Genomic DNA, 22327 nt, shown 5'->3' with positions numbered 1-22327 from the left:
AAAAGGGACTCGCCCGGGGGGGCGAAACCAGAAACATCACCAGAGCTCGGCAATCAGCTGGACTCAAATCCTCTAGCAACACTTAACGCAGACAGAGCCAATGAATTCGCCCCTACAGGGTTGCCAGGCCGAACATCACTCTGTTGGGCCTCGCTGCGCTCGGCGCCAACCTACGGCACCGGCTGTGGGAGCGGCTTCAGCCGCGAAAGGGGCGGGCAGGGTGCCGGCTTTATCGCGAATGAATTCGCTCCTACGGGTTGCGCCCGTCCCTAGGCCGGCACCGCGCTGCGGCGGATCTGTTCGAGGATGCTGGGGTCGTCGATCGCCCCGTCGTCCAGCAGCAGGAACAGCTTGCTGATGATCTCGCTGGTGCGTGCATCGCTGTCGGCGAAGGGCAGGTAGAGGTCATCCGCCGGTTTGCCAGCAGGGACGATGCACAGGTAGTTGCCCGGCTCGATGTGGATGACCCCGCTGCCCAGGTGCAGCCGGTAGCGTGCGCGGCTGCCGGTGATGTGGGCGTGGTGGCCTTCGCAGCGCACGTTGGCCAGCCCCAGGTCGGCCACCAGCGCCTGCACCAGTTCGGCACGGCGCTGGATGGTCTCGGCGCTGCCGGCGTGGCTGGCGGTCTCGCCGGTGAAGGCCACCGAGACGATCAGGTCGGCGTCGCGCAGGGTTTCGGAGAACAGCAGCGGCGGCACCTCCTCCAGCGGCAGGGCGGCGCGGTCGTGGACGAACTCCACCTCCCGCAGGGTGATGGCCTCGGTCAGGGGCAGGTAGCGCTGCGCATCGGGGAAGTTGAGGAAGGCGTACAGGCCCTGGCCCCAGTTGCGGAACACTTCCTCGCCATCGTGGGTGGTCCAGCCCCGGGCCCGCAGCAGGCGCGCAGCCACGGCGCTGCGCAGCACATGGCCGGCGAAGCGCAGGGACTTCAGGCCGTTCTCCCGCTCGGCCGGGGTCAGCAGGTACAGCTCGCGGAATACCTGCTTGAACGGCTGCACCCGGCGCTGGGCCACCAGGGCCTGCTGCCAGGCGGAGAGCGCCCCGGCTTCGAACAGGTGCAGGGGGTGGGCGATCAGCAGCGGGCCGTCGATGGCACGGGCCGGTCCCGCCAGGGGGCAAAGGGTGAAGGCGTCGCCGTCCAGCCAGCCCAGTTGGCCGTCACCGTCGCGCAGCACCAGGTGGTCCAGCAGCAGGCGCGCCGCCGGCATGCGCAACAGCTGGCGCAGCTGCGCCGGCTCCAGGGCCTCGCCCCGTGCCATCATGGCTTCCAGGGTCAGGCGGAAGCGGCGGATCTGGTCCTTCATGCGGGCCTGCAAGGTCTTCAGCTCGGCCAGGCCTTCGTGCTTGCGCAGGGCGGCGGGTACCGACTTCAGGCGCTTGCCGCCCTTGCTGGCGACCATGACCGGGTTGAGGCCCTGCAACTCCAGCCACAGGTCGTAGCCGTCCAGGTGCAGGCGGTCCGGGGTCTGCTCGGCGATCTCCGCTTCCATCGCCCACTCCAGCCGGGTGGCGTCACCATAGCCGGCGGTGCGGGCGAGGTTCTCCAGGCCGGCCTGGATGGCGGCCTGGGAGTTGGCCTGGCGCTCGGCGCCGTAGCGTTCCACTTCGCGGTGATAACGCTTCAGGGCCAGGTAGCGCTCGCGGGTTTCGTCCGCGCCGCTGATGGGCAGCAGGCCGTAGGCGCGCAGGGCGGCCTGGGCGTGGCGCTGCAGCTTCTTCTCCAGGGCCTTGCGCTCCAGGCCGCGGAAGGCGTCCAGCAGCAGGCGGGTATTGGGAAAGGCCCAGGGCGTGCCGTCGAAGCTGGCCAGGTAGTCGGCCAGGTGCCCGGCGTCGGCCTGGTCCAGGGCGGCCTGCAGGGCGGGGCGGTCCACCACGCCCAGCTCCGGGTCGTCGCTGCTCTGCAGGTCCTCGACCAGGCGGCCGCTGTGGTCGACGGCCAGCGCCAGGTCGAGGTACAGGCGCTGCAGGGGCTTCAGGTCGCTCCAGCCGAGGGCGTCCAGCACGGCCTCGCTGGCCGCGCCGCTGAAGGGCAGGGCGGTGAGCAGGCTGGCGCGGGGTAGGCCGGCGAGCTGCTTGGCCAGTTCGGCCTCTTCGCCCTTTTCCAGGTGGCCGACGTCGAGCAGGGCGGTCAGTACCCGGCCCAGGTGGTTTTCGTAATGTCTTTCGAGGGCGTCCGGCGCCAGGTCGAGGCGCGACAGTTCGCGCACGCCGGCCAGCAGCCAGTGTGCAGTGGAGGTTCCGGGCTCATCGATCAGGCTTCGCAACAGCGTGGCGCTGTCCGGCAGTTGGGCCAGCGCGTGATCGACGAACTCGGCGTTGAGCGCGTCGAGCCGTTGCTCGCCCGTGCTGTCGCCTTGGACGAGGGGCGGCAGCGTGCACAGGCTCTCGGCCCAGGTACGCACCGCTCGCTCGTGCAGGGTCGCCTCCAGGCGGCCGGCCTCGGCCAGGCCCACGGCGAAGCGCCGGATGGCCTCCGTCGCCTTGCCTTGGTAGACCTCGGCGAGGCGCGGGTAGTCAGCGTTCTCGGCGGGGCTGGGGCGGTCCCACCCGCCGCCGAGCAGCCACTGGGCGAAGTCCAGCCAGGCACCGTCGATGGGGTGCCCGGCGAGCAGCGCCAGGCAGTCTTCCAGGTTGGGCGTGACCCAGGCGCCGGTGGGGTAGTGCCAGTGGGCCTGGGCCTTGAAGCCGGGTTGCAGGGCGTAGTCGCTGTCTTCGAAGGCCTGGGTCAGCATGTGCCGCACACGCCGTTCCAGGGCCTGGAAGCCATAGGCGCCGGGGTGCGCCGCGACGCCCGCGTGGCTGGCGATCTGTGCCAGGCGCTGGCGGGTGTAGAGGTGCATGGTCTCGTCGTGGCCCCAGATGCGCGGGAAGACCAGGGCATCCACCAGGGCCTGCTGGCCGTCGGGGCCGGCTTCGGCGAGGAAGGCATCGGCCAGGGCGAGGCCGTCGACCTCGTCCCAGAACGGGTGCTGGTAGCCGTCTTCGGCCAGCAGGGCGTCGCGCTCGGGCAGGGCATCCAGGGTGCGGTCGAGGAAGGCATCGAGCAGGGCGATGCGGGCCTGCTGGCGGGTGTCGGCTTGGTAATGCTGCATGGGGAGTCCGTTCGTCATGGGCTCAACCACCCACCAGGGGGACCAGGCGCAGGAAGGTGAGCCGGGCCTGGGCGGGCAGGTCGAGGGAGTGGTCGAGGTCGTGGAGCATCTGGCCGTCGAGGAGGACGCGGTAGCGGCGCTGGCGGAAGCCGTCCAGGGCGCGCTGCACCTCGGCTTCGGCGTCTATCCGTGGGGCGCCGGGCACCTGGGTGCGCAGCTTGATGGCGCCCCGGGCGGACTGGTGGCGGATGTCTTCTTCGCTGAGGTAGCCGGGGCCGCTGCTGGCCTGCAGGCGGTCCAGCCAGCGCTCGGTGGTCTGTTCGGCCACGACATGCAGCACCACCCGGCGGATCAGCTCGCCCAGGGTGAGCCGGGAAGCGTCCAGGTGCAGGTTCAGGTCCGGGGTGAGGGCCTCGTTGCGGGCCCCGCGCAGGACCAGGCTTTCGACGTGGAGCTCGGTGCTCATGCTGGCTCTCCCGGCCGGCGGTTCAGGTGGGAGAGCGTAGCGCCGGCGCGGTTGGCGGAGAAGCCCGGCCGCCACCGTCCGTGAGGGCCGTCACGGCGTCTTGCGGCCGCTCATGTGGCGCAGGTAGGCGACCAGCTGTTCCAGCTGCGCGTCGTCGATCACCGCCGCCGGGAAGGCGGGCATGCGCCCTTGCGGCCAGCGACGCATGGCCTGCGGGTCGCGGATGTAGCGCTGGAGGAAGCCTTCGGCGAAGTATTCGGTGGGGTTGTAGGGCAGGTTGAGGTCGGGGCCGAACTGGGCATCGCCGGCGCCATTGAGGCGGTGGCAGGCCAGGCAGTTCTTCTGGAACTGGGCGAAGCCGGCCTGGATGTCGGCGCTTGCATCGCTCGCCGGCAGCAGCGCGGGGAAGCGCTCGGCGACCGCAGCCAGGTAGCGCAACTTCGCCACCTGGAAGGGCCACTGTTCCGGGCCTATGCCGCCAGCCTGCGGGTCCGTCCACACCAGGTAGAAGGGCCCGGCGCTGGGCTTGCCCTTGGCCAGGGGTGGCCAGGGCTTGCCCGGGTCTTCCACCGCCAGCCAGGCCCGGGCGCCATCCTTGGCGAGCAGGGGCGTGGCGGGCAATTCGGCGGCGAACCCGTCCAGCGCCACGGCCTGCAGGTGCTGGCCGGGTTCGACCCCATCCAGCAACGCTGCCAGGGGCAGGGCGCGGTAATGCATGGTGCGTTTGTAGGCGACGTCGGCGGGTATTTCGATATCCCGCGCCTGGGGGTGGGCCAGCAGCCTGGCGCTGTCCCAGCGCTGCGTGCCGCCGGGCAATTCGAGCAGCAGCTCGGCGGCGTGCAGGGTAGGGGTCAGCAACAGCAGGCAGAACAGCAGGTGGCGCATCAGGGTGTGTCCAGAATCGGCTTGAGGGTGGTGTAGCCGCCGGCATTCTGCACATTGGTGTAGCCCCTGGCACGCAGATCGTCCTGGGCGATGCCGGAGCGGCGACCGCTTCGACAGTAGAGGACGATAGGGGTGTGTTTGTCCGGTGCCAGTTCCGCGATTTTCGTACCAATGTCTTCGAAGCCGATGTAACGGGCACCGGGCAAGGCTCCTGCCTCGATTTCTTCCGGCGTACGCACGTCGATCAGCACAGCGCCCGGTTGCTTCAGTGCTTCCAGCGCCGCTGCCTGGTCGACATCGGCGGCGAGTGCGGGAAGGCTGAGGGAAAGGGCCAGTGTGGCGAGCATCTTGCGCATGGTGTAACTCCCTGAAAAACAAGAACCCTTGGACCCTAGCACAATTGCCGGAGGTCATCGCCAGCCGTTAGGATCGGGCCTTTCCGTCATTCCACGCCCCTCCGGGCTAAGGAGCGGGCCATGCTGGCCGCGCTGTTCGCCGTCATGGCGCCGATCCTCATCACTGCTGGCATCGGCTATGCCTGGGCACGCTCCGGACAGAATTACCCAACAGACTTTATCGCTCGTCTGGTTCTTAACGTCGGCACGCCGAGCCTGGTGCTTTCCACCCTCAGCCAGGCGGAAATCGACAAGCACGCCTTCGGCCAGATCGCCATCGCCTGCCTGCTCACCACCCTGGTGATGGGCGTGATCGGCCTGGGCCTGAGCCGGGCCATGAAACAGGACTGGCGCGTGCTGGTGCCGGCCTTCCTGTTCCCCAATTCCGGGAACATGGGCCTGCCGGTGGCGCTCTACGCGTTCGGCGAGCCGGGCCTGGCCCTGGCGGTGGGCTTCTTCCTGGCCCTGGCGGTGGTGCAGTTCAGCCTGGGGCTGCTGCTCTCGGGCAGCGAGCGTTCGGTGAAGAAGCTGTTCATCAACCCCATCGTCATCAGCCTGGCCCTGGCCATTCCGCTGATCCTCTTCGACCTGACACTGCCGCGCTGGCTGGCCAACACCATCGAGCTGCTGGGCGGCATGACCATCCCGCTGATGCTGCTGACCCTGGGCGTGTCCCTCGCCAGCATCCGCGTCGGCCACCTGGGCAGCGGCCTGCTGCAGGGGGCGTTGCGCATCCTCTTCGGTGCGGGCGTGGGCTGGGGAGTGGGCCTGGCACTGCAGCTGGAGCCGCTGACCCTGGGCGTGCTGGTGATGCAGTCGGCGATGCCGGTGGCGGTGTTCAACTACCTGCTGGCGGTGCGCGCCGGGCGTTCGCCGGAGCAGGTGGCGAGCCTGGTGATGTGTTCGACGCTGTTGTCGTTCGTGACCATTCCGCTGTTGCTGGTCTGGTGGCTACCTGCGCTGCGTTGACCGCAGGGCGCGGTGCGCAGCACAGGACGATGCCCGCGTTGTCAGCTGACCAGTCGGGTCAGGTTGGGGAGGATGAGGATGACGGTGGTGGCGAAGACGATGAGGCTCGCTTGCCGCATTTTCGGCTGTTTGAACATAGCCTTGTGCCTTTGTTTTTGTTGGAGGCGCCATGCGTCGGGCGTGAACGGCCTGCCGGTCGGCGTGGCCGCCTCCTTGGCGGTGGGTGGAAAAAGCCGCCCCGGCAAAACCCGGCAGCGACCTCTGACAACCTCAACTCTAGGGGCCGGTTCCCCGGCCCTTTAGAACGCTTGGGATCAACAGCCCGCTGCTTAGAACGCCGTTCGCGGGTCGCCCCGGGCCTGTGGATGGCAACCCTTGAGCCAGACACATCGCGTTGACCTGGGAGTCAGGTGACCGTTCGTCTGAGCGCAGAAGTCAATGGCACTGAGCAGTTCGGTCATTGAGTGCGGCCCGCGTGCCGCTAAGGTAAGCCCACAGCGGTCGGCCCCTGGCTGGCCCGTCTGCCTAACGACAAGAGAGAACCCCATGACCGAAGCATATATCTACGACGCGGTGCGCACGCCCCGCGGCAAGGGCAAGAAGGACGGCGCGCTGCACAGCGTCAAGCCGGTCAACCTGATCGCCGGCCTGCTCAAGGCCCTGGAAGCGCGCAACAAGCTGGATACCAGCCAGGTCGACGATATCGTGCTCGGTTGCGTGACCCCGGTGGGCGACCAGGGCGCCGACATCGCCAAGACCGCCGCGCTGGTGGCCGACTGGGACGAGACCGTCTCCGGCCAGCAGATCAACCGCTTCTGCGCCTCGGGCCTGGAAGCCGTCAACCTCGCCGCGATGAAGGTGCGCTCCGGCTTCGAAGACCTGGTGGTGGCCGGTGGCGTGGAATCCATGTCGCGCATCCCCATGGGCTCCGACGGCGGTGCCTGGGCCATGGACCCGGAAACCAACCTGCACACCAACTTCGTGCCCCAGGGCATCGGTGCCGACCTGATCGCCACCCTCGAAGGCTTCAGCCGCCAGGACGTCGACGCCTTCGCCCTGCGCTCCCAGCAGAAGGCCGCCCGCGCCAGCGCCGACGGCTCGTTCAAGAAATCCCTGGTGCCGGTCACCGACCAGAACGGCATCGTGCTGCTGGACCATGACGAGTTCATCCGTGGCGAATCCACCCTCGAAGGCCTCGGCGCGCTGAAGCCGAGCTTCGAGATGATGGGCCAGATGGGCTTCGACGCCACCGCCCTGCGCAAGTACAGCCATGTCGAGCGCATCGAGCACGTGCACACCCCAGGCAACAGCTCCGGCATCGTCGACGGCGCCGCCGCCATGCTCATCGGCTCCGCTGCCAAGGGCAAGGAGCTGGGCCTCAAGCCCCGCGCGCGCATCGTCGCCACCGCGGTGACCAGCACCGACCCGACCATCATGCTCACCGGCCCGGCGCCGGCCACCCGCAAGGCCCTGGCCAAGGCCGGCCTGGCGGTGGGCGACATCGACCTGTTCGAAGTCAACGAAGCCTTCGCCTCGGTGGTGATGAAGTTCATGAAGGACATGGGCGTGCCGGAGGAGAAGGTCAACGTCAATGGCGGCTCCATCGCCATGGGCCACCCCCTGGGCGCCACCGGTTGCGCCATCCTCGGCACCCTGCTCGACGAGCTGGAGAAGCGCCAGCTGCGCTATGGCCTGGCCACTTTGTGTGTCGGCGGCGGTATGGGTATTGCCACGATCATTGAGCGCGTTTGAGGCCGGAGAATAAAAATGACTGACGCCATTCGTTACGAAAAGGGCCAGGACAATATCGTCGTCCTGACCATCGACATGCCCGGCCAGAGCGCCAACACCATGAACGCGGTGTACCGCGAGGCCATGGGCGCCACCGTGGACCGCCTGGAGGCCGAGAAGGATTCCATCGCCGGGGTCATCGTCACCTCCGCCAAGAAGACCTTCTTCGCCGGCGGCGACCTCAATGAGCTGATCAAGGTCACCAAGGCCGATGCCAACGGCTTCTACCAGATGATCCTCAAGATCAAGGGCCAGCTGCGCCGCCTGGAAAGCCTCGGCAAGCCCGTGGTCGCCGCCATCAACGGCGCGGCCCTGGGCGGCGGCTGGGAAATCTGCCTGGCCTGCCACCACCGCATCGCCGTGGACGAAAGCCACGTCCAGCTCGGCCTGCCGGAAGTCACCCTGGGCCTGCTCCCCGGTGGCGGCGGCGTGGTGCGCATGGTGCGCCTGCTGGGTATCGAGAAGGCCCTGCCGTACCTCGCCGAAGGCAAGAAGGTGCGCCCGGACCAGGCCCTCAAGGCCGGCCTGATCCACGACATCGCCAAGGACCGCGACGAGCTGCTGGCCAAGGCTCGCGCCTTTATCGCCGCCAACCCCAGCGCCGTGCAGCCCTGGGACGTGAAGGGCTACAAGATCCCCGGCGGCACCCCGTCGACCCCCGCCGTGGCCCAGATGCTGGCCATTGCCCCGAGCGTGCTGCGCGACAAGACCAAGGGCTGCTTCCCGGCGCCGGAGAAGATCATGTGCGCCGCCGTCGAAGGCGCCCAGGTGGACTTCGACACCGCCCAGCTGATCGAGGCGCGCTACTTCACCGAGCTGACCACCGGCCAGGTGGCGAAGAACATGATCGGCACCTTCTGGTTCCAGCTGAACGAGATCAACGCCGGCAGCTCCCGTCCCAAGGGGCCGGCCCGCTATGAAACCAAGAAGGTCGGCGTGCTCGGCGCCGGCATGATGGGCGCGGGCATTGCCTACGTCTCTGCCGCCGCCGGCATCGAGGTGGTGCTCAAGGACGTCTCCATCGAAGCCGCCGAGAAGGGCAAGGCGTACTCCGCCGGCCTGCTGGACAAGAAGGTCTCCCGTGGCCATATGAGCGCCGAGAAGCGCGACGCCTTCCTCGCCCGCATCAAGCCGACCGTGGATGACGCCGACTTCGAAGGCTGCGACCTGATCATCGAAGCCGTGTTCGAGAACCGCGAACTCAAGGGCAAGGTCACCGCTGCCGCTGAAACCCATGCGCTGGCCGATGCCGTGATCGCCTCCAACACTTCCACGTTGCCGATCACCGGCCTGGCCGCTGCCGTGGCCAAGCCGGAGAAGTTCATCGGCCTGCACTTCTTCAGCCCGGTCGACAAGATGCCGCTGGTGGAGATCATCCGGGGCGAGAAGACCACGGACGAGACCCTGGCCCGTGGCTTCGACTACGTGCTGCAGATCAAGAAGACCCCGATCGTGGTCAACGACAGCCGTGGCTTCTTCACCTCGCGGGTGTTCGGCACCTTCACCAACGAAGGCATCGCCATGCTCGGCGAAGGCGTATCGGCGGCGATGATCGAGAACGAGACCCGCCAGGCCGGCATGCCGGTGGGCCCGCTGGCGATCTCCGACGAGGTCTCCATGAGCCTGATGACCCACATCCGCAACCAGACTGCCGCCGACCTCAAGGCCGAAGGCAAGGCGCTGCCGCAGCACCCGGCCTTCGCCGTGATCGACCTGATGGTCAACGAGTACAAGCGCCCCGGCAAAGCCGCCGGCGGTGGCTTCTACGAGTACCCGGCCAGCGGCAAGAAGCGCCTGTGGCCGGAGCTCAAGGCGCGCTTCGAGAAGGCCGACAAGCAGATCCCGGCGGAAGACGTGCGTGACCGCATCCTCTTCATCCAGGCCATCGAGACCGTGCGCTGCGTGGAGGAGGGCGTGCTGCACTCCACCGCCGACGCCAACATCGGTTCGATCTTCGGCATCGGTTTCGCCGCCTGGAGCGGTGGCGCCCTGCAGTTCATCAACCAGTACGGCGTGCAGGACTTCGTCGCCCGCGCCAAGTACCTGGCCGAGCAGTACGGCGAACGCTTCGAGCCGCCGGCCCTGCTGCTGGAGAAGGCCGCCAAGGGAGAGGGTTTCTGATTCCCTGATGGTGTAAACACAAAGCCGGCCCCTGGGCCGGCTTTGTCGTTCCTGGGCTCAGCCCGGCTCCACCTGCCACCAGGTGGGCAGCAGGCGGCGGATCTCGGGTTGGGCGAAGCGCTCGTCCATCAGGTGCACCACGCCCCGGTCGCCCTGGGTGCGGATCACCCGGCCGGCGGCCTGCACCACCTTCTGCAGGCCGGGGTAGAGGTAGGTGTAGTCGTAGCCGGCCTGGAAGATCGCACCCATGCGCTGCTTCAACTGCTCGTTCACCGGGTTGACCTGGGGCAGGCCGAGGGTGGCGATGAAGGCGCCGATCAGGCGTTCGCCGGGCAGGTCGATGCCTTCGCCGAAAGCCCCGCCAAGCACCGCGAAGCCGATGCCGCGCCCGCCCTCGGCGAAGCGTTCGAGAAAGGCCGTGCGCGCGCCTTCGTCCATGCTCCGTGACTGGCTCCAGGCGGGAATGAAGGGGTGGCGCTTGGCGAACAGCGCGGCCACCTGCTCCAGGTACTGGTAGCTGCTGAAGAAGGCCAGGTAGTTGCCCGGGCGCTCGTGGTACTGGTCGGCCATCAGCTCGACGATGGGCGCCAGCGACTGCGCCCGGTGCTGGTAGCGGGTGGACAGGCGCCGCGCCACGCGGACCTGCAATTGCTCGGCGGCGAAGGGCGACTGCACCTCCAGCCAGGGCGTGTTGGCCGGTACCCCCAGCAGGTCGGCGTAGTAGCGACGCGGGTTGAGGGTGGCGGAGAACAGCACCGTGGAACGGCTGCCGGCCAGGCGCGGGCCGAGGAAGGGCGCCGGCACCAGGTTGCGCAGGCACAGGGTGGAGCGGCTGCTCTTGCCCGCCTGATATTTGCTCAGGTCGAACAGCGAATGGTGGTCGAACAGCTCGGCCATGCGGCCGAAATGCATGGCGTCGAAATAGAACGCCATCAGCTCCGGGTCCAGCGGTGCGCCGGGCTGTTCGGCGAGGTGGTCGGTGATGGCGGTGACTGCACTCTGCAGGGCGCCGAGCAGCTTCTGCGGCGGTTCGTCGTAGGCCTGGTAATCCACCACCTGGGCCTTGTTCAGCTCGCTCCAGCTGCGCTGCACCCGCTCCAGGGGCTTCTTCAGCGGTGCCGGCACGCTCTTGCACAGGGCCTTCAGCGCGCCCTGGCGCAGCTCGGCGGAGTACATGGCGCGGGCCCGCTCCACCAGGTTGTGGGCTTCGTCCACCAGCACGCCGACGCGCCACTGGTTGGCTTGGGTGAGGCCGAAGAGCAGGGCGCCGAGGTCGAAGTAGTAGTTGTAGTCGCCCACCACCAGGTCGCTCCAGCGCGCCATCTCCTGGCCCAGGTAGTAGGGGCAGACGTCATGGGCCAGGGCCACCTCACGCAGGGCCGCGCGATCCAGCCAGCGACGCCCGGCGGCGGCCGCGCGGGCGGCTGGCAGGCGGTCGTAGAAGCCCCGCGCCAGCGGGCAGGCCTCGCCGTGGCAGGCGCTGCCGGGGTGCTCGCAGGCCTTGTCGCGGGCGGTGAGCTCCAGCACCCGCAGGGGCAGTTCATCGACGCTGTCGCGTAGGGTCGCCAGGCTGTGCAGGGCCAGCTGGCGCCCCGGTGTCTTGGCGGCGAGGAAGAAGATGCGCTCCAGGCGCTCGCCGCCCAGGGCCTTGAGCTGGGGGAACAGGGTGGCCAGGGTCTTGCCGATGCCGGTGGGTGCCTGGGCCAGCAGGCAGCAACCGGTGCTGGCGGCCTTGTACACCGCCTCGGCCAGTTCCCGCTGGCCGCTGCGGAACGCCGCGTGGGGGAAGCGCAACGCCTGCAGTGCCGTGTTGCGCACGCCCTGGTGGGCCAGCTCCTGCTCGGCCCAGGCGATGAAGGCCAGGCACTGGGCCTCGAAGAAGGCGCGCAGCTCGGCGGCGCTGACGCGCTCGGTGAACAGGGTTTCCTTCTGGCTGGCGACATCGAAATACACCAGGGCCAGTTCCACCTCGTCCAGGCCACGCTCCTGGCACAGCAGCCAGCCGTAGACGCGCACCTGGGCCCAGTGCAGCTGGCGGTGGTTGGCCGGCTGGCGGGCCAGGTCGCCGCGGTGGGTCTTCACTTCTTCCAGGCGGTTGCGCGCGGGGTCGTAGCCATCGGCGCGGCCGCGCACCTTGAGGTTTCGGAACTCGCCGGCCAGGGCCACTTCGCTCTGGTAGCCCTCGCCACGGCGCGCGGCCACCAGGGCGTGGCCGGCCATGCCTTCGAGGGCGGTGGGGCGGGGGTGAAGCGCAGGTCCAGGTCGCCGCACTTGGCGGTGAATTCGCAGAGCGCGCGCACCGCCACCTGGTAGCTCACGCCAGGGCGGCCTCGGTTTCGGCCCATTGCACGTAGCAGACGGTGACCGGCATCTGGTGCTCGGCGCAGAAGTCCAGCCAGCGCAGCTGGTTGTCCTGCAGGCGGTCGCCGGGGCCCTTCACCTCGATCATCTGGTAGCGCCGCTCCCCGGGCCAGAAGCGGATCAGGTCCGGCAGCCCGGCGCGGTTGGTCTTGATATCCAGCAGCAGGCGCTGGAACCACAGCTTCAGGTGCGCGGCGGGCAGGCACAGCAGGGCCTGTTCCAGCAGGGTTTCATCGAGCACGCCCCAGTAGACGAAGGGCGACTGCAGGCCGTACTTGGCCGCGTGGTTGCGGCGGATGGTGGCCTGCCAGGCGTCGCCATCCAACTGCGCCAGGCAGGCGGCGAAGGCCTCGGCGCGGCGGGCGTGGAAGTCCGCCGCCAGCAGGTCCGCCGGTGCGGCGTGGAAGGGGTGGAAGAAGGCGCCCGGCAGCGGCAGGAAGATCGCCTCCCAGCACAGCAGGCCGAACAGCGAGTTGATCAGGGTGTTCTCGACGTAATGCACCGGGCCCGGCTCGTCCGCCAGGTGCCGGGCGACGCAGTGCTCCACCGAGACGAAGTCCTCGCCCCGGGGCAGCTGCAGGTCCAGCCGCAGCACCGGCGCCGGCTTGCGGGCCGCCGCCTTGGGCAGGCCCAGCTTGCGCTGCAGGCGCGGCAGGATGCGCGCCAGGTGCTGGCGTTCTTCCTCACTGTGGGCGCCGGCGGCCAGGTCCAGGGCGAGGCGGTGAGCCTCGTCGAATTCGGCGGTCTTCTCCAGCACGCGGATACGGCGGATGCGCGCACCGGGGTAGCTGCACCCGGCGTAGATCTCCAGGGCCAGCGCCCATTCGCCCAGGCGTTCGCAGTGCTGGCCGAGCTGGAACAACAGGCGCGCGCGGCGGCTCTGCAGCCAGGGGTTGTCGTGGGCTGGGGGAATGTCGGCGAGCACCTCGGCGGGCGCCTCGCCGGCCTCGAAGCGTTCGCGGCACTGGTAGAGGTGCAGGTAGAAATCGATATCGGCGCGCTGGCGGAAGCCCCGGGAGGCGGCGTCCAGCTCGACCTTTTCGTACTGGTAGATGCCCAGGTCGGCGAGGACGAACTCGGACCAGTCCTGGGCCAGGTTGCCGAAGAACATCAGCCGCAGGCGGTCGCACAGGGCCATGAGCTGCAGGGCATAAATGCGCTCGTCCAGCGTCGGGTACCAGGCCTCCAGGGGCTGCGCCTCGGGGTATAGGGGGTGCAGCAGGGCGAGCTGGTCGGCCTTGCGCAGGGTCGCGCGGCCCAGTTGCGTGCCGAAGCAGGCGGCGATCTCCGGCTTGCGCAGCAGGGCGAAGAGCTGCGCGAGCTCCAGACTGGGCGCCGCATCCACCCAGCCTTGTGCCACCAGCGGCAGCATGGCGTCGCGGGTGGGGCCGATCTCGGCGTACGCCAGCTTGCTATCGCGGAATAGCGTGCCCTTGCGCATCACCATGCGCACCAGCAGCGCCCGGGACGCCTTGGGCAGGCCGGCGAAGGCGGCGATGAAGCCGCGTTCCTCGTCGTCCAGCAGGTCGTCATAGCGGGCGCCGATCCAGTCGAGCACGGCCTGGAAGTTGTTCAGGTAGTAGAAGGGATCGTCGAGGGCGCTGGGCATGGCGGAACGGCTTGGGTAAATGGCTGGCTATTTATACAGCTATCGACCCCTGCCGCCCAAGGGGATTTCGATCAGTGGGATGGCATCGGGCGCCACCCCACTTGGCTTCAGTAGAAGGCCACGGCTTTCAGCCGGTCCATCGAGTCGCCGAAGTGGTAGCTGAAAGGACGACCCAGGGCGCCGGCCAGATGTTCACATTTCGATGCCAGGTCCATGTGGGTGTTGACGCCGACCTTGGCGTTCTCGTGTTCGACGCCCCCGACGGGGCCGATGACGAACTCGAACTGGTTCAGTTCGCGCTTGTTGCGAAGGGGAGTCGATCGGTCGGTCACGGCAGAGGTGACCAGGATCGTCTCCTGGCTCACCAGGGCCTCCATGGCCGGGTCTGCGAAGCGAATCTCCACCGGGATCTCGTCGTAGGAGTAAGGGGTGGAAAGGTTCAGCAGCATCATGTGGCGATAGGGGCTCCCTTCCTGCTCCGGTGCTTTCAAACCGATGAAGGGCAGGGCGGGCTCGAAGTGCGCCGTCACATTGCAAACCGCCTCGCTCTGCATGCTCTGCGAGCCCTTGAGGGCCATGCCGACCAGGTCGGTCAGGCCGTAGGCCACGCTCAGGGATACGTGGTCGAGGCTGAAGTGAGCGTCGTACTCGCGAGGCAGTTCGAGGGCCTCGGCGCGAGCTTTGGCCTCGGTGGGATCCATGGCGTCGGGGTGAATGGCCAGGTGCATGTCCAGCGAGGCGTTGCGGCCCTCGACGATGGCCTTGAGGGCGGCTTGCAGGGCCGTCTTCTGTGCCGGTTCCAGACCACCGAACAGCGGCTCGCTGAGCACCAGTTCCTGACTCAGGCTGCCGGCGACCCGAAAGGTGACCTTCTCCGGATCGATGCCCTGTGCATGAATCAGCGCTGACAATTGTTCGTGGTAGATCGGCAGGAGTTCGTCACCGAAAGTGGTATCCAGTACCGAGCGCTCGAAGGTGAGCGTGGCGAAATCACTGTCGCATCCACCGAGCAGGAGCGCGGCGGCAAGCAGTGACAGGGAGCGGGTGGTTCGGGGTGTGCTGGAGGTCATCGTGCGTCCTTGTTGATGGGCGGCGGTATTTCACCACAGGCCCTGCCCTGCGTGCATCGCTGCGTCCCGTCCTGCTGCCGGCGGTCAACGCCGACGCAGCAGGCCAATGAAGAACAGCCCGCCGATGGCTGCGGTGGCGATGCCGATGGGCAGGTCCTCGGGGGCGACCAGGGTGCGGGCGGCGACGTCGACCCAGACCAGGAACAGCGCGCCGAGCAGGGCGGCGACCGGCAGCAGGCGGCGGTGCTCGGCGCCCACCAGGCGCCGGGCCAGGTGCGGCAGCATCAGGCCGACGAAGCCGATGGCGCCGCTGAGGGCCACCAGCACCCCGGTGAGCAGCGAGGCGCAGACGAAAACCTGCAGGCGCACCCGCCGGGCGCTGAAGCCCAGGCTGACGGCGGTCTGCTCGCCGGCCATCAGGGCGTTGAGCCCGCGCGCCTGGGCGAGCAGCACGAGCAGCCCCAGGGCCAGGCACAGCGCCGGCGGCCAGAGCAGCTCCCAGCGCGCGGCGCCGAGGCCGCCGAGCATCCAGAACACCACCGAGCTGGCGGCGTGGTGGTCACCGAGGAACAGCAGCAGGTTGACCAGCGCCATGCACAGGAAGGACACGGCGACGCCCGCCAGCAGCAGGCGGTCGCTCTCCAGGCGGCCGTGGCGGCTGGCGATGGCCAGCACCAGCAGGGTGCTGCCCAGGGCGCCGACGAAGGCGGCCAGGGGCAGGCTGAGCACGCCGATGAACTCGCCCAGGTAGAGCAGCACCAGCACCGCGCCCAGGGCCGCGCCGGAGCTGACCCCCAGCAGGTGCGGGTCGGCCAGCGGGTTGCGCGTGGCTGCCTGCAACGCGCCGCCCACCAGGGCCAGGCCGGCGCCCACCAGCGCACCGAGCAGCACCCGGGGCGCGCGGATCAGCCAGACGATGTGTTCCTGGCCACGGCTCCAGTCGCCCGCAGCGCTCATGCCCAGGCGCTCGGCGAGGATGCCCCAGACGTGGGCCTGGGGTACCGCGGCCGGGCCGAAGCCCAGGGCGACGATGCAGGAGAGCGCCAGCGCCACGGCCAGGCCGAGCAGCAGCAGGCGGTAGGCGCCGGGCGTGCGCACCGGGCTCATGGCGTCTTCCCGGCGAAGCGTTCGGGGTGCAGGCCGGCGGCCAGGGTCTCGATGGCCTCGATGTTCTCCACCGAGGGGGTGACGGCGAGGTAGGGCAGGACCAGGAAGCGCTGCTCGCGGATCGCCTCGACCGATTGCAGGGCCGGGTGGGCCAGGAGGAAGTCGCGCTTCTGCTGCCAGCTGCGTTCGCCGTAGTCGACGATGAGGATCACCTGCGGGTCGCGCTCGACCACGGTTTCCCAGTTGACCTGGGTCCAGCTGGCGGCGAGGTCGTCCATCAGGTTGTGGCCGCCGGCGGCGTCGATGATCGCTTGCGGCATGCCCAGGCGGCCGGAGGTGAAGGGGCGGTCCTCGCCGCTGTCGTAGAGGAACACCCGGGGGCCTCGCCGCCGTTCTCCAGTCGCCTGGCCACCTCGGCCTGGCGCGTGCGCAGGCCGGCGACCAGGGCGTTGGCGCGGGCCTCGACGTCGAAGATGCGGCCGAGGTTGTCGAGGTCGCGGTAGAGGTCCTCCAGGCTGGCAGCCTCGCGCGGCATCACGTGGGCGCAGGATTCGCTCAGCTCGTACACCGGGATGCCCAGGGGCGCGAGGGTGGCCGGGGTGACTTCGCCGCCCACGCGCATGCCGTAGTTCCAGCCGGCGAAGAAGAAGTCGGCGTCGACGTTGAGCAGCGTTTCGATGGAGGGGTATTTGCGCGCCAGCTCCGGCAGGTCGCCCAGGGCGGCCATCAGCCGGGCGTCGGGGGTCTTCCAGCCGCTGATGCCGCTGTAGCCGACCATGCGCGATTGCAGGCCGAGGGCGACCATCATCCCGGTGAGGTTGATGTCCTGGCTCACCGCCCGCTGCGGTGCGCGTTCGAACACCACCTGGCGGTCGCAGCTGGTGACGCTCAGCGGGTAGTCGGTGGCCTGGGCGAGGGGCGCCAGGAGCAGGGCGAGCAGGGCGATAGGCGAAGGCTTCATGGGGTGATCCAGGTGATGCGCGGGTGGTCGGCGAGGGGGTGGCGGTCCACCAGGGCGTGCACGCCGAACACCTGTTGCAGCAGCTCGGCGGTGAGCACGTCGGTGGGGGTGCCGCTGGCCACCACGCGGCCTTGGTCCAGTACGTAGAGGCGGTCGCAGAAGGCCGCCGCCAGGTTGAGGTCGTGGAAGCTGGCCAGGGTGCTCAGGCGCAGCTCGCGCAGCTGCTGCAGCAGCTCCAGCTGGTAGCGCGGGTCGAGGTGGTTGGTGGGCTCGTCGAGCAGCAGCAGGCCGGGGCGTTGGGCCAGGGCGCGGGCCAGCAGCACGCGCTGCTTCTCGCCGCCGGAGAGGCGGGCGAAGGCCTGCTCGCGAAGCCCGGCCATGCCCACCGCCGCGAGGGCTTCGTCGACGATGCGCGCGTCCTCGGCATCGTCGCCGTCGAACAGGCCCTTGTGCGGCGAGCGGCCCATGGCTACCACCTCGGCCACGGCCAGGCCGAAGTCCTGGGGGAACTCCTGCAGCACCACGGCGATGCGTTGCGCGCTCCAGCGCGGGCTGCGTCGCCAGAGGTCGTCGCCGTCCAGGGCCACCCAGCCGAAGGCCGGGCGGTCGGCGCGGTAGGCGCAGCGCAACAGGCTGGTCTTGCCGCTGCCGTTGGGGCCGATGAGGCCGACGAACTCGCCCGCGCGCACCTGCAGGTCGATGCCCTGCAGAAGCCAGCGCGGGCGGCCGTCGGGTGCCCAGGCGAGGTCGCTGATGTTCAGTGATGGCATGCCGGGCACTCCCTTTCGCCGGATCAGAAGCTGTAGTCGGCGGTGACGAAGAACGACCGCGGCTGGCCCAGCAGCCATTGCTGGCCACCGTTCTGCTGGGTGACGGCGTAGCGGCGGTCCAGCAGGTTGTTCAGCTCCAGGCCCAGGCGCGTGTCGGGCAGCACCTGCCAGCCGAGGTTGGCGTCGAGCACGGTGTAGCCCGGCACCTTCACGGTGTTGGCCGCGTCGGCGTAACGGGCGTCGACGTAGCGCGCGCCGAGGCCGGCGTCCAGGTCACGGCCCAGCTGCTTGCTCAGCCACAGGTTGGCGGTGCGTCGCGGCACGTCGGTGGGGCGGTTGCCGGAACGGGAGATCAGCTGGCCACCGGCGGACTCGTTGAAGTCGTCGTACTCGGCGCGCACCACGGCGGCGTTGGCCGAAACGTGCCAGCCCTGCTCCAGCGCCAGCTCCAGGGTGGCTTCCAGGCCATCGGAGGATTGCTGGCCGATCTGCTGGGTGGGCCGGGTCACCGACTCGCGGGAGAGCAGTTTCTTCTTGACGATGTGGTAGGCGGCCAGGGTCCATTCGCCGCGCCCGTCCCAGAACTGCTGCTTGAGGCCGAACTCGGTCTGCTTGGACTCGGTGAGGTCCATCTTCTGCTGGGTGGGGCTGAGGGTGATGAGGTTGCTCACCCCGTCCTCGCTGGTGGAGTACTGGCCGTAGAAGGACAACTGCGGCGTGGCGGCGAACACCAGGCCGGCGCGCCAGTTGCCGCCGGAGAGGCTGCTGTCGCTGCGGGTGTTGGCGCGCAGGTCGTCGCGGTCGATGTGGTTCTGGTCGCGGCGGATGCCGGTGACCAGGGACCAGCGCTCGTCGAACTGGGTGCGGTTCTCGGCGAACAGGGCGACGGTGCGGGTTTCGCTGCGCGAGTGCGGGCCGTAGGCCGAGGCGCTCTGGTAGTAGCCGGGCGTTGGGTTCCACGGGTCGACGTAGTCGCCGCCCACATCGATGTAGGGCGAGTTGTTCAGCAGGTTGAAGCGGATGCGGTTGAACTCGGCGCCCACCAGGGTGCGGCTGCTGAGGCCGAACAGCGAGTGGTCGAAGGTGAAGGTCTGGCGGTCGCCGATCTGCTCCTGCTCGTGCTTGATGCGCAGGTTCTCGGCGCGCTCCAGCTGGCCCAGGCCGGCGTCCCAGTTGTAGGCCTCGGCGTTGCGCCAGTAGCGGCGGCTCTTGATGTGGTAGAGCTGGTTGCTGGCGCTGATGCCGTCGGCCAGGGTCCAGTCGGTGACGAGCCGGGTCCACTGGTCGTTGTAGTGCTGCTCGGCGTTGTGCAGGTTGTAGTTCTTCTCCTTCAGGCTGTCGCGTAGGTGGCCGTCGATCAGCGGCGTGCCGAAGTAGTTCATCGGCGTGAGGTCGCCCTGGTCATGGGCCAGGGTGAACGCCAGGTCGTCGCGGGCCTGCCAGCGCAGGGCGGCGCTGAGGCCGAGGTTCTTCGAGTCGCCACGGTCGATCCAGCCGTGGCTGGTTTCGCGGTTGAGGTTGAGGCGGTAGCTGAGGGTGTCGGTGAGCGAGCCGCCGCTGTCCAGTGCCATCTGCTGGCGGTCGTCGGAGCCGTAGCCCAGGCGCAGGCGGTTGCGGATCTCGCCCTCGAAGGGCTTCTTCGGCACCACGTTGATCACCGCGCCGGTGGCGCCTTCGCCGTAGAGTACCGAGGCCGGGCCACGGATCACGTCGATGCGCTCGACCATCCACGGGTCGGTGGGGAAGGTGACGGTGCCCATGCCGGTGTAGAAGCGCGTGCCGTCGTAGAGTTGCATCACCGAGGCGTGGCCGGTGAAGCCCCGGGCCGAGAGCGCGGTGCCGCCGTTGCCGGGGGTGCCGATGTTGCTGATGCCGGGGGAGCGGGTCACGGCGTCCTGCACGGTGGCGTTGTTGCGCCCGCGCACCTCTTCGCCGCTGATGCTGCTGGTGCTGGCCGGGGTCTCCAGGGCGGAGAGGCCCAGGCGCGAGCCGGCGGGCAGCGGCGTGTCGAGGCTGATGGGGGCGTCGTCCGCCTGGCCGGTGACGGCGGTGGTGGGCAGGGCCAGGGCGCCGTCTTCGGCGTGCAGGGCGAGGGAGATAGAGAGCGCGAGCAGGCCGAGGGCGGCGCTTGCCGGAGCGTTGGAGCTGAAGGTGCGGGACATGTCGTTCCTATCACGTCAGGAATGAATGGAGCCCGGAGGGAATGCAAAGGCGTGCGCAGGCGCGAGCGCCCAAGCGAAAACCGGCCCGTGCCCGCCCACCGCGGGTTTGCCTATCGATGCTCCAGGCCGGTCTCCGGGCTTGCGAGGATCACGCGGCATTCGCCTTCCCATGCAGGTGCACAGTGGCGTTTCGAATGCAGCGCTCGCTTACCGTTGCGGGGGCAGCGCCGGACTGGTCCTGAGGACGCACCGGCTTCCCGTTTCACCCCACGCACGACGGCGTGGGACACCTGGAACGGCGCGCATATGACCATCCACACGCCCGGTCGTCAACGCCAGTGTGTTGCGGCAGATGGCGGAAAAGCCCGTTCCAGAGCCCTGTCGACCTTGCCGGAATGCCTTCTTTTTTGTCATATCAACAATGTTGATTTGAGAGTTGGCGCTCACGTATCGTCCGTCCACGGGCTGCAGGGCGATTCCCTCGCGCTGGCCCTGTGGAGGGCTGCCGGCCCTCCATCCCGCAATCGCTCGCCGACCCCGGCAGAGCCAGGAGCCCTGTGATGACCGATACCCCCAACAGAACCCTGCCTTCGGGCCTGCAACTCCTCCAGGCGGTGATCGCCGGCAAGCTGCCCGCACCCGCCATCGGCGACACCATGGCGATGAAGGTGGTGGGCGTGGAGCCCGGGCGCGTCTTCATCGAGGCGCGGCCGGATGCCCGCCACCTCAACCCGGCCAACGCGGTGCACGGCGGTTTCGCCGCCACCTGCCTGGATGGCGCGGCGGCCCTGGCGCTGTTCTCCACTCTGGCCGCCGACACGCCCTATTCGACGGTGGACCTGGGCGTGAAGTACCTGCGCCCGCTCAAGGTCGGCGAGCTGTACAGCGTCGAGGGCTGGCTGGTGGAGCGCACCCGCAGCCTGGCGGTGTGCGACGCCCATATCCGCGACGCGGCCGGCAAGCTCTGCGCCCGCGCCACCACCACCTTCAACGTGCGGGACTGAGCCATGCGCGAACTCATCGTCAAGGGCGCGGGGCGCCTGGCCTGGGAGGAGGCACCGTCGCCGGTGCTGGATTCGCCGCTGGCGGCGCTGGTACGGCCCATTGCCTCGGCCTCCTGCGACCTCGATCGGCGCCTGGTGGCCGGGCTGACGCCGTTCAAGCCGCCCTTCGCCCTGGGCCACGAGTGCGTGGCCGAGGTGCTGGAAGTGGGCGCACAGGTGACCACGGTGAAGCGCGGCGACCTGGTCTCGGTGCCCTGGAAGATCGCCTGCGGCACCTGCCGCCAATGCCTGGCGGGGCGCAGCACGGCCTGCACCGGTGTCGCCCGCCACGCGGCCTATGGCGTGCCGGCCGGCGGCCACTGGGGCGGGTTGTTCTCCGAGGTGGTGCGGGTGCCCTTCGCCGACGCCATGCTGGTGGTGCTGCCGCCGGGGCTGGACCCGGTGGCCGTGGCCAGCGCCAGCGACAACCTCACCGATGCCTGGGTGGCCACCAGCCGCCCGCTGGCGACGCGGGAGGAGGCGAAGGTACTGGTGGTGGGCGGCACCGAGAGCCTGGGCATTCTCGCGGTGCAGATGGCCCGCGCCGCCGGAGCCGCCGAGGTGGATTACCTGGATGGCGACGGCTACCGCGATGACCTCGCCGTGCGCAGCGGCGCCACCTTGCGCAACGGCGGCGACGGCGCGCTGAACGAGCGCTATGACCTGGTGGTGTCCGCCACCCGCGACCCGCAGGCCCTGCGCACCGGCCTGCTGGCGCTGGCGCCGGGCGGGCACTGCTCGTGCATCGGCATCATCTTCGAGGACCCGGCCATCCCGCTGTTTGGCATGTACATGCGCGACGTCACCCTCTCGGTGGGCGCCTGCAGCGTGCGGCCGCACATCCCCAGGGTGCTGGAGCTGGTGGAGCAGGGGCATTGCGACCCGCTGCTGGTGAGCCCCAGCGTGGTGCCCTGGGAGGAGGCGACCGAGGCATTGATCCAGCCGCTGGCCAAGTGCATCGTGGTGCGCGAGCGCATCACCTCGGCGGGCTGATCAGTCGAGACGGGCGGCCAGGGATTGCATGACCGAGTGCCAGGCGATCCGGCCGTCCGTGTCGGTGGTGTCCAGTGCGGCGCGGATGACCCGGCGCTCCAGGTCAGTGGCGCGGTGCTCCACGTCATGGCCTTCCGTGCTGAGGGAGAGGCGCTTGTAGCGGTGCTGTTCCGGGTCGCGCTGCTGGGTCACCAGGGCGCGTTCGAAGAGGTGGGTCAGCGGGCGGTGCAGCGCCTGCTTGCTGACGCCGAGGAGGGCGGCCAGTTCGCCGACGTTGATGCCGTCGACGCGCCGGATGGCGTAGAGGATGCGATGGTGCACGCGCGACAGGCCGAGAGTTTCCAGGTAGGCGTCGGCGTCCACGGTGAGGCCGCGGAAGCCGAAGTGCAGCAACTCCAGCGCGACATCCAGATCGTCCAGGCGTCTGATGTCGGCGGAGTCCAGTTTGATTTTCCTGTCGATGACCATGGGCAGCTCCCGGGCGCGATGGGCGGGGATGCTACCGGCGCCGTCGGTGGTGGTCCAGTTGCAA

General features: G+C 69.0%; 15 protein-coding genes, 2 pseudogenes and 1 riboswitch. Of the genes and pseudogenes, 5 read left to right on the top strand and 12 right to left on the bottom strand.

Translation table 11 applies throughout. The features are described from left to right. Positions 1-269: 269 nt before the first annotated feature. From PSm6_RS29465 to PSm6_RS29450, 4 genes are all read right to left on the bottom strand, one after another. The gene (locus tag PSm6_RS29465) at positions 270-3092 is read right to left on the bottom strand and encodes a DUF4132 domain-containing protein (protein ID WP_265169107.1); all 2823 of its coding nucleotides are present in this window, start codon (positions 3090-3092) and stop codon (positions 270-272) included. A 22-nt stretch (positions 3093-3114) separates the two neighbouring features. Then, the gene (locus PSm6_RS29460; protein WP_021217205.1) at positions 3115-3558 is read right to left on the bottom strand and encodes a hypothetical protein; all 444 of its coding nucleotides are present in this window, start codon (positions 3556-3558) and stop codon (positions 3115-3117) included. A gap of 90 nt (positions 3559-3648) precedes the next feature. Continuing rightward, positions 3649-4443, bottom strand: a complete 795-nt coding sequence (locus tag PSm6_RS29455; RefSeq protein WP_021217206.1) for a cytochrome c — start codon at positions 4441-4443, stop codon at positions 3649-3651. Next, a complete protein-coding gene (locus PSm6_RS29450) occupies positions 4443-4799 on the bottom strand; it encodes a rhodanese-like domain-containing protein (protein ID WP_021217207.1) in 357 nt (118 codons plus the stop codon). The genes PSm6_RS29455 and PSm6_RS29450 overlap by 1 nt, the downstream gene beginning before the upstream one ends. A gap of 120 nt (positions 4800-4919) precedes the next feature. On the opposite strand from PSm6_RS29450, the gene PSm6_RS29445 reads away from it, so the two are divergent. The 3 genes from PSm6_RS29445 to PSm6_RS29435 all read left to right on the top strand — a co-directional run bounded on the left by PSm6_RS29445 (position 4920) and on the right by PSm6_RS29435 (position 9719). Further along, positions 4920-5807 (top strand): AEC family transporter, encoded by an 888-nt coding sequence (locus PSm6_RS29445; protein WP_021217208.1) that lies wholly within the window; start codon positions 4920-4922, stop codon positions 5805-5807. Positions 5808-6353: 546 nt separating this feature from the next. Beyond that, entirely contained in the window at positions 6354-7559 is a 1206-nt protein-coding gene (locus tag PSm6_RS29440) for an acetyl-CoA C-acetyltransferase (RefSeq protein ID WP_265169103.1), read from the top strand. A 15-nt stretch (positions 7560-7574) separates the two neighbouring features. Further along, positions 7575-9719, top strand: coding sequence for a 3-hydroxyacyl-CoA dehydrogenase NAD-binding domain-containing protein (locus PSm6_RS29435; RefSeq protein ID WP_265169101.1), 2145 nt, complete (start codon positions 7575-7577; stop codon positions 9717-9719). A gap of 57 nt (positions 9720-9776) precedes the next feature. Here the strand turns inward: PSm6_RS29435 and PSm6_RS29430 are convergent. The 7 genes and pseudogenes from PSm6_RS29430 to PSm6_RS29400 all read right to left on the bottom strand — a co-directional run bounded on the left by PSm6_RS29430 (position 9777) and on the right by PSm6_RS29400 (position 19759). After that, a pseudogene (locus tag PSm6_RS29430) lies at positions 9777-12064 on the bottom strand (ATP-dependent DNA helicase). After that, positions 12034-13689 (bottom strand): VRR-NUC domain-containing protein, encoded by a 1656-nt coding sequence (locus PSm6_RS29425; RefSeq protein ID WP_265169099.1) that lies wholly within the window; start codon positions 13687-13689, stop codon positions 12034-12036. Before PSm6_RS29425 ends, PSm6_RS29430 begins: the two are co-directional and overlap by 31 nt. 107 nt (positions 13690-13796) lie before the next feature. After that, entirely contained in the window at positions 13797-14759 is a 963-nt protein-coding gene (locus PSm6_RS29420; RefSeq protein WP_043244168.1) for a hypothetical protein, read from the bottom strand. Between the two features lie 84 nt (positions 14760-14843). After that, complete coding sequence (locus tag PSm6_RS29415) at positions 14844-15866, bottom strand: FecCD family ABC transporter permease (protein WP_043244169.1); 1023 nt, start codon at positions 15864-15866, stop codon at positions 14844-14846. Continuing rightward, positions 15863-16827 (bottom strand): annotated as a pseudogene (locus PSm6_RS29410) (ABC transporter substrate-binding protein). Before PSm6_RS29410 ends, PSm6_RS29415 begins: the two are co-directional and overlap by 4 nt. Further along, a complete protein-coding gene (locus PSm6_RS29405) occupies positions 16824-17597 on the bottom strand; it encodes an ABC transporter ATP-binding protein (protein WP_265169096.1) in 774 nt (257 codons plus the stop codon). Before PSm6_RS29405 ends, PSm6_RS29410 begins: the two are co-directional and overlap by 4 nt. A 23-nt stretch (positions 17598-17620) precedes the next feature. After that, positions 17621-19759: a TonB-dependent receptor gene (locus tag PSm6_RS29400; protein WP_265169095.1), complete on the bottom strand. Its 2139-nt coding sequence runs from the start codon at positions 19757-19759 to the stop codon at positions 17621-17623. Positions 19760-19866: 107 nt separating this feature from the next. After that, positions 19867-20068, bottom strand: a riboswitch (cobalamin riboswitch). 251 nt (positions 20069-20319) lie between these two features. Here PSm6_RS29400 and PSm6_RS29395 point away from each other — a divergent pair. Both PSm6_RS29395 and PSm6_RS29390 read left to right on the top strand, forming a co-directional pair. Further along, on the top strand, positions 20320-20763 hold the full coding sequence (locus tag PSm6_RS29395) for a PaaI family thioesterase (RefSeq protein WP_265169094.1): 444 nt from the start codon (positions 20320-20322) through the stop codon (positions 20761-20763). A gap of 3 nt (positions 20764-20766) precedes the next feature. Continuing rightward, on the top strand, positions 20767-21795 hold the full coding sequence (locus PSm6_RS29390) for a zinc-dependent alcohol dehydrogenase (protein WP_265169093.1): 1029 nt from the start codon (positions 20767-20769) through the stop codon (positions 21793-21795). Here the strand turns inward: PSm6_RS29390 and PSm6_RS29385 are convergent, their stop codons facing one another. Continuing rightward, positions 21796-22263, bottom strand: coding sequence for a MarR family winged helix-turn-helix transcriptional regulator (locus PSm6_RS29385; protein WP_043244173.1), 468 nt, complete (start codon positions 22261-22263; stop codon positions 21796-21798). Positions 22264-22327 lie beyond the last annotated feature (64 nt).

The sequence above is a fragment of the Pseudomonas solani genome (assembly GCF_026072635.1).
In the GTDB taxonomy this organism is placed as follows: domain Bacteria; phylum Pseudomonadota; class Gammaproteobacteria; order Pseudomonadales; family Pseudomonadaceae; genus Metapseudomonas; species Metapseudomonas solani.
This window is presented reverse-complemented; position numbering and strand designations above follow the sequence as displayed.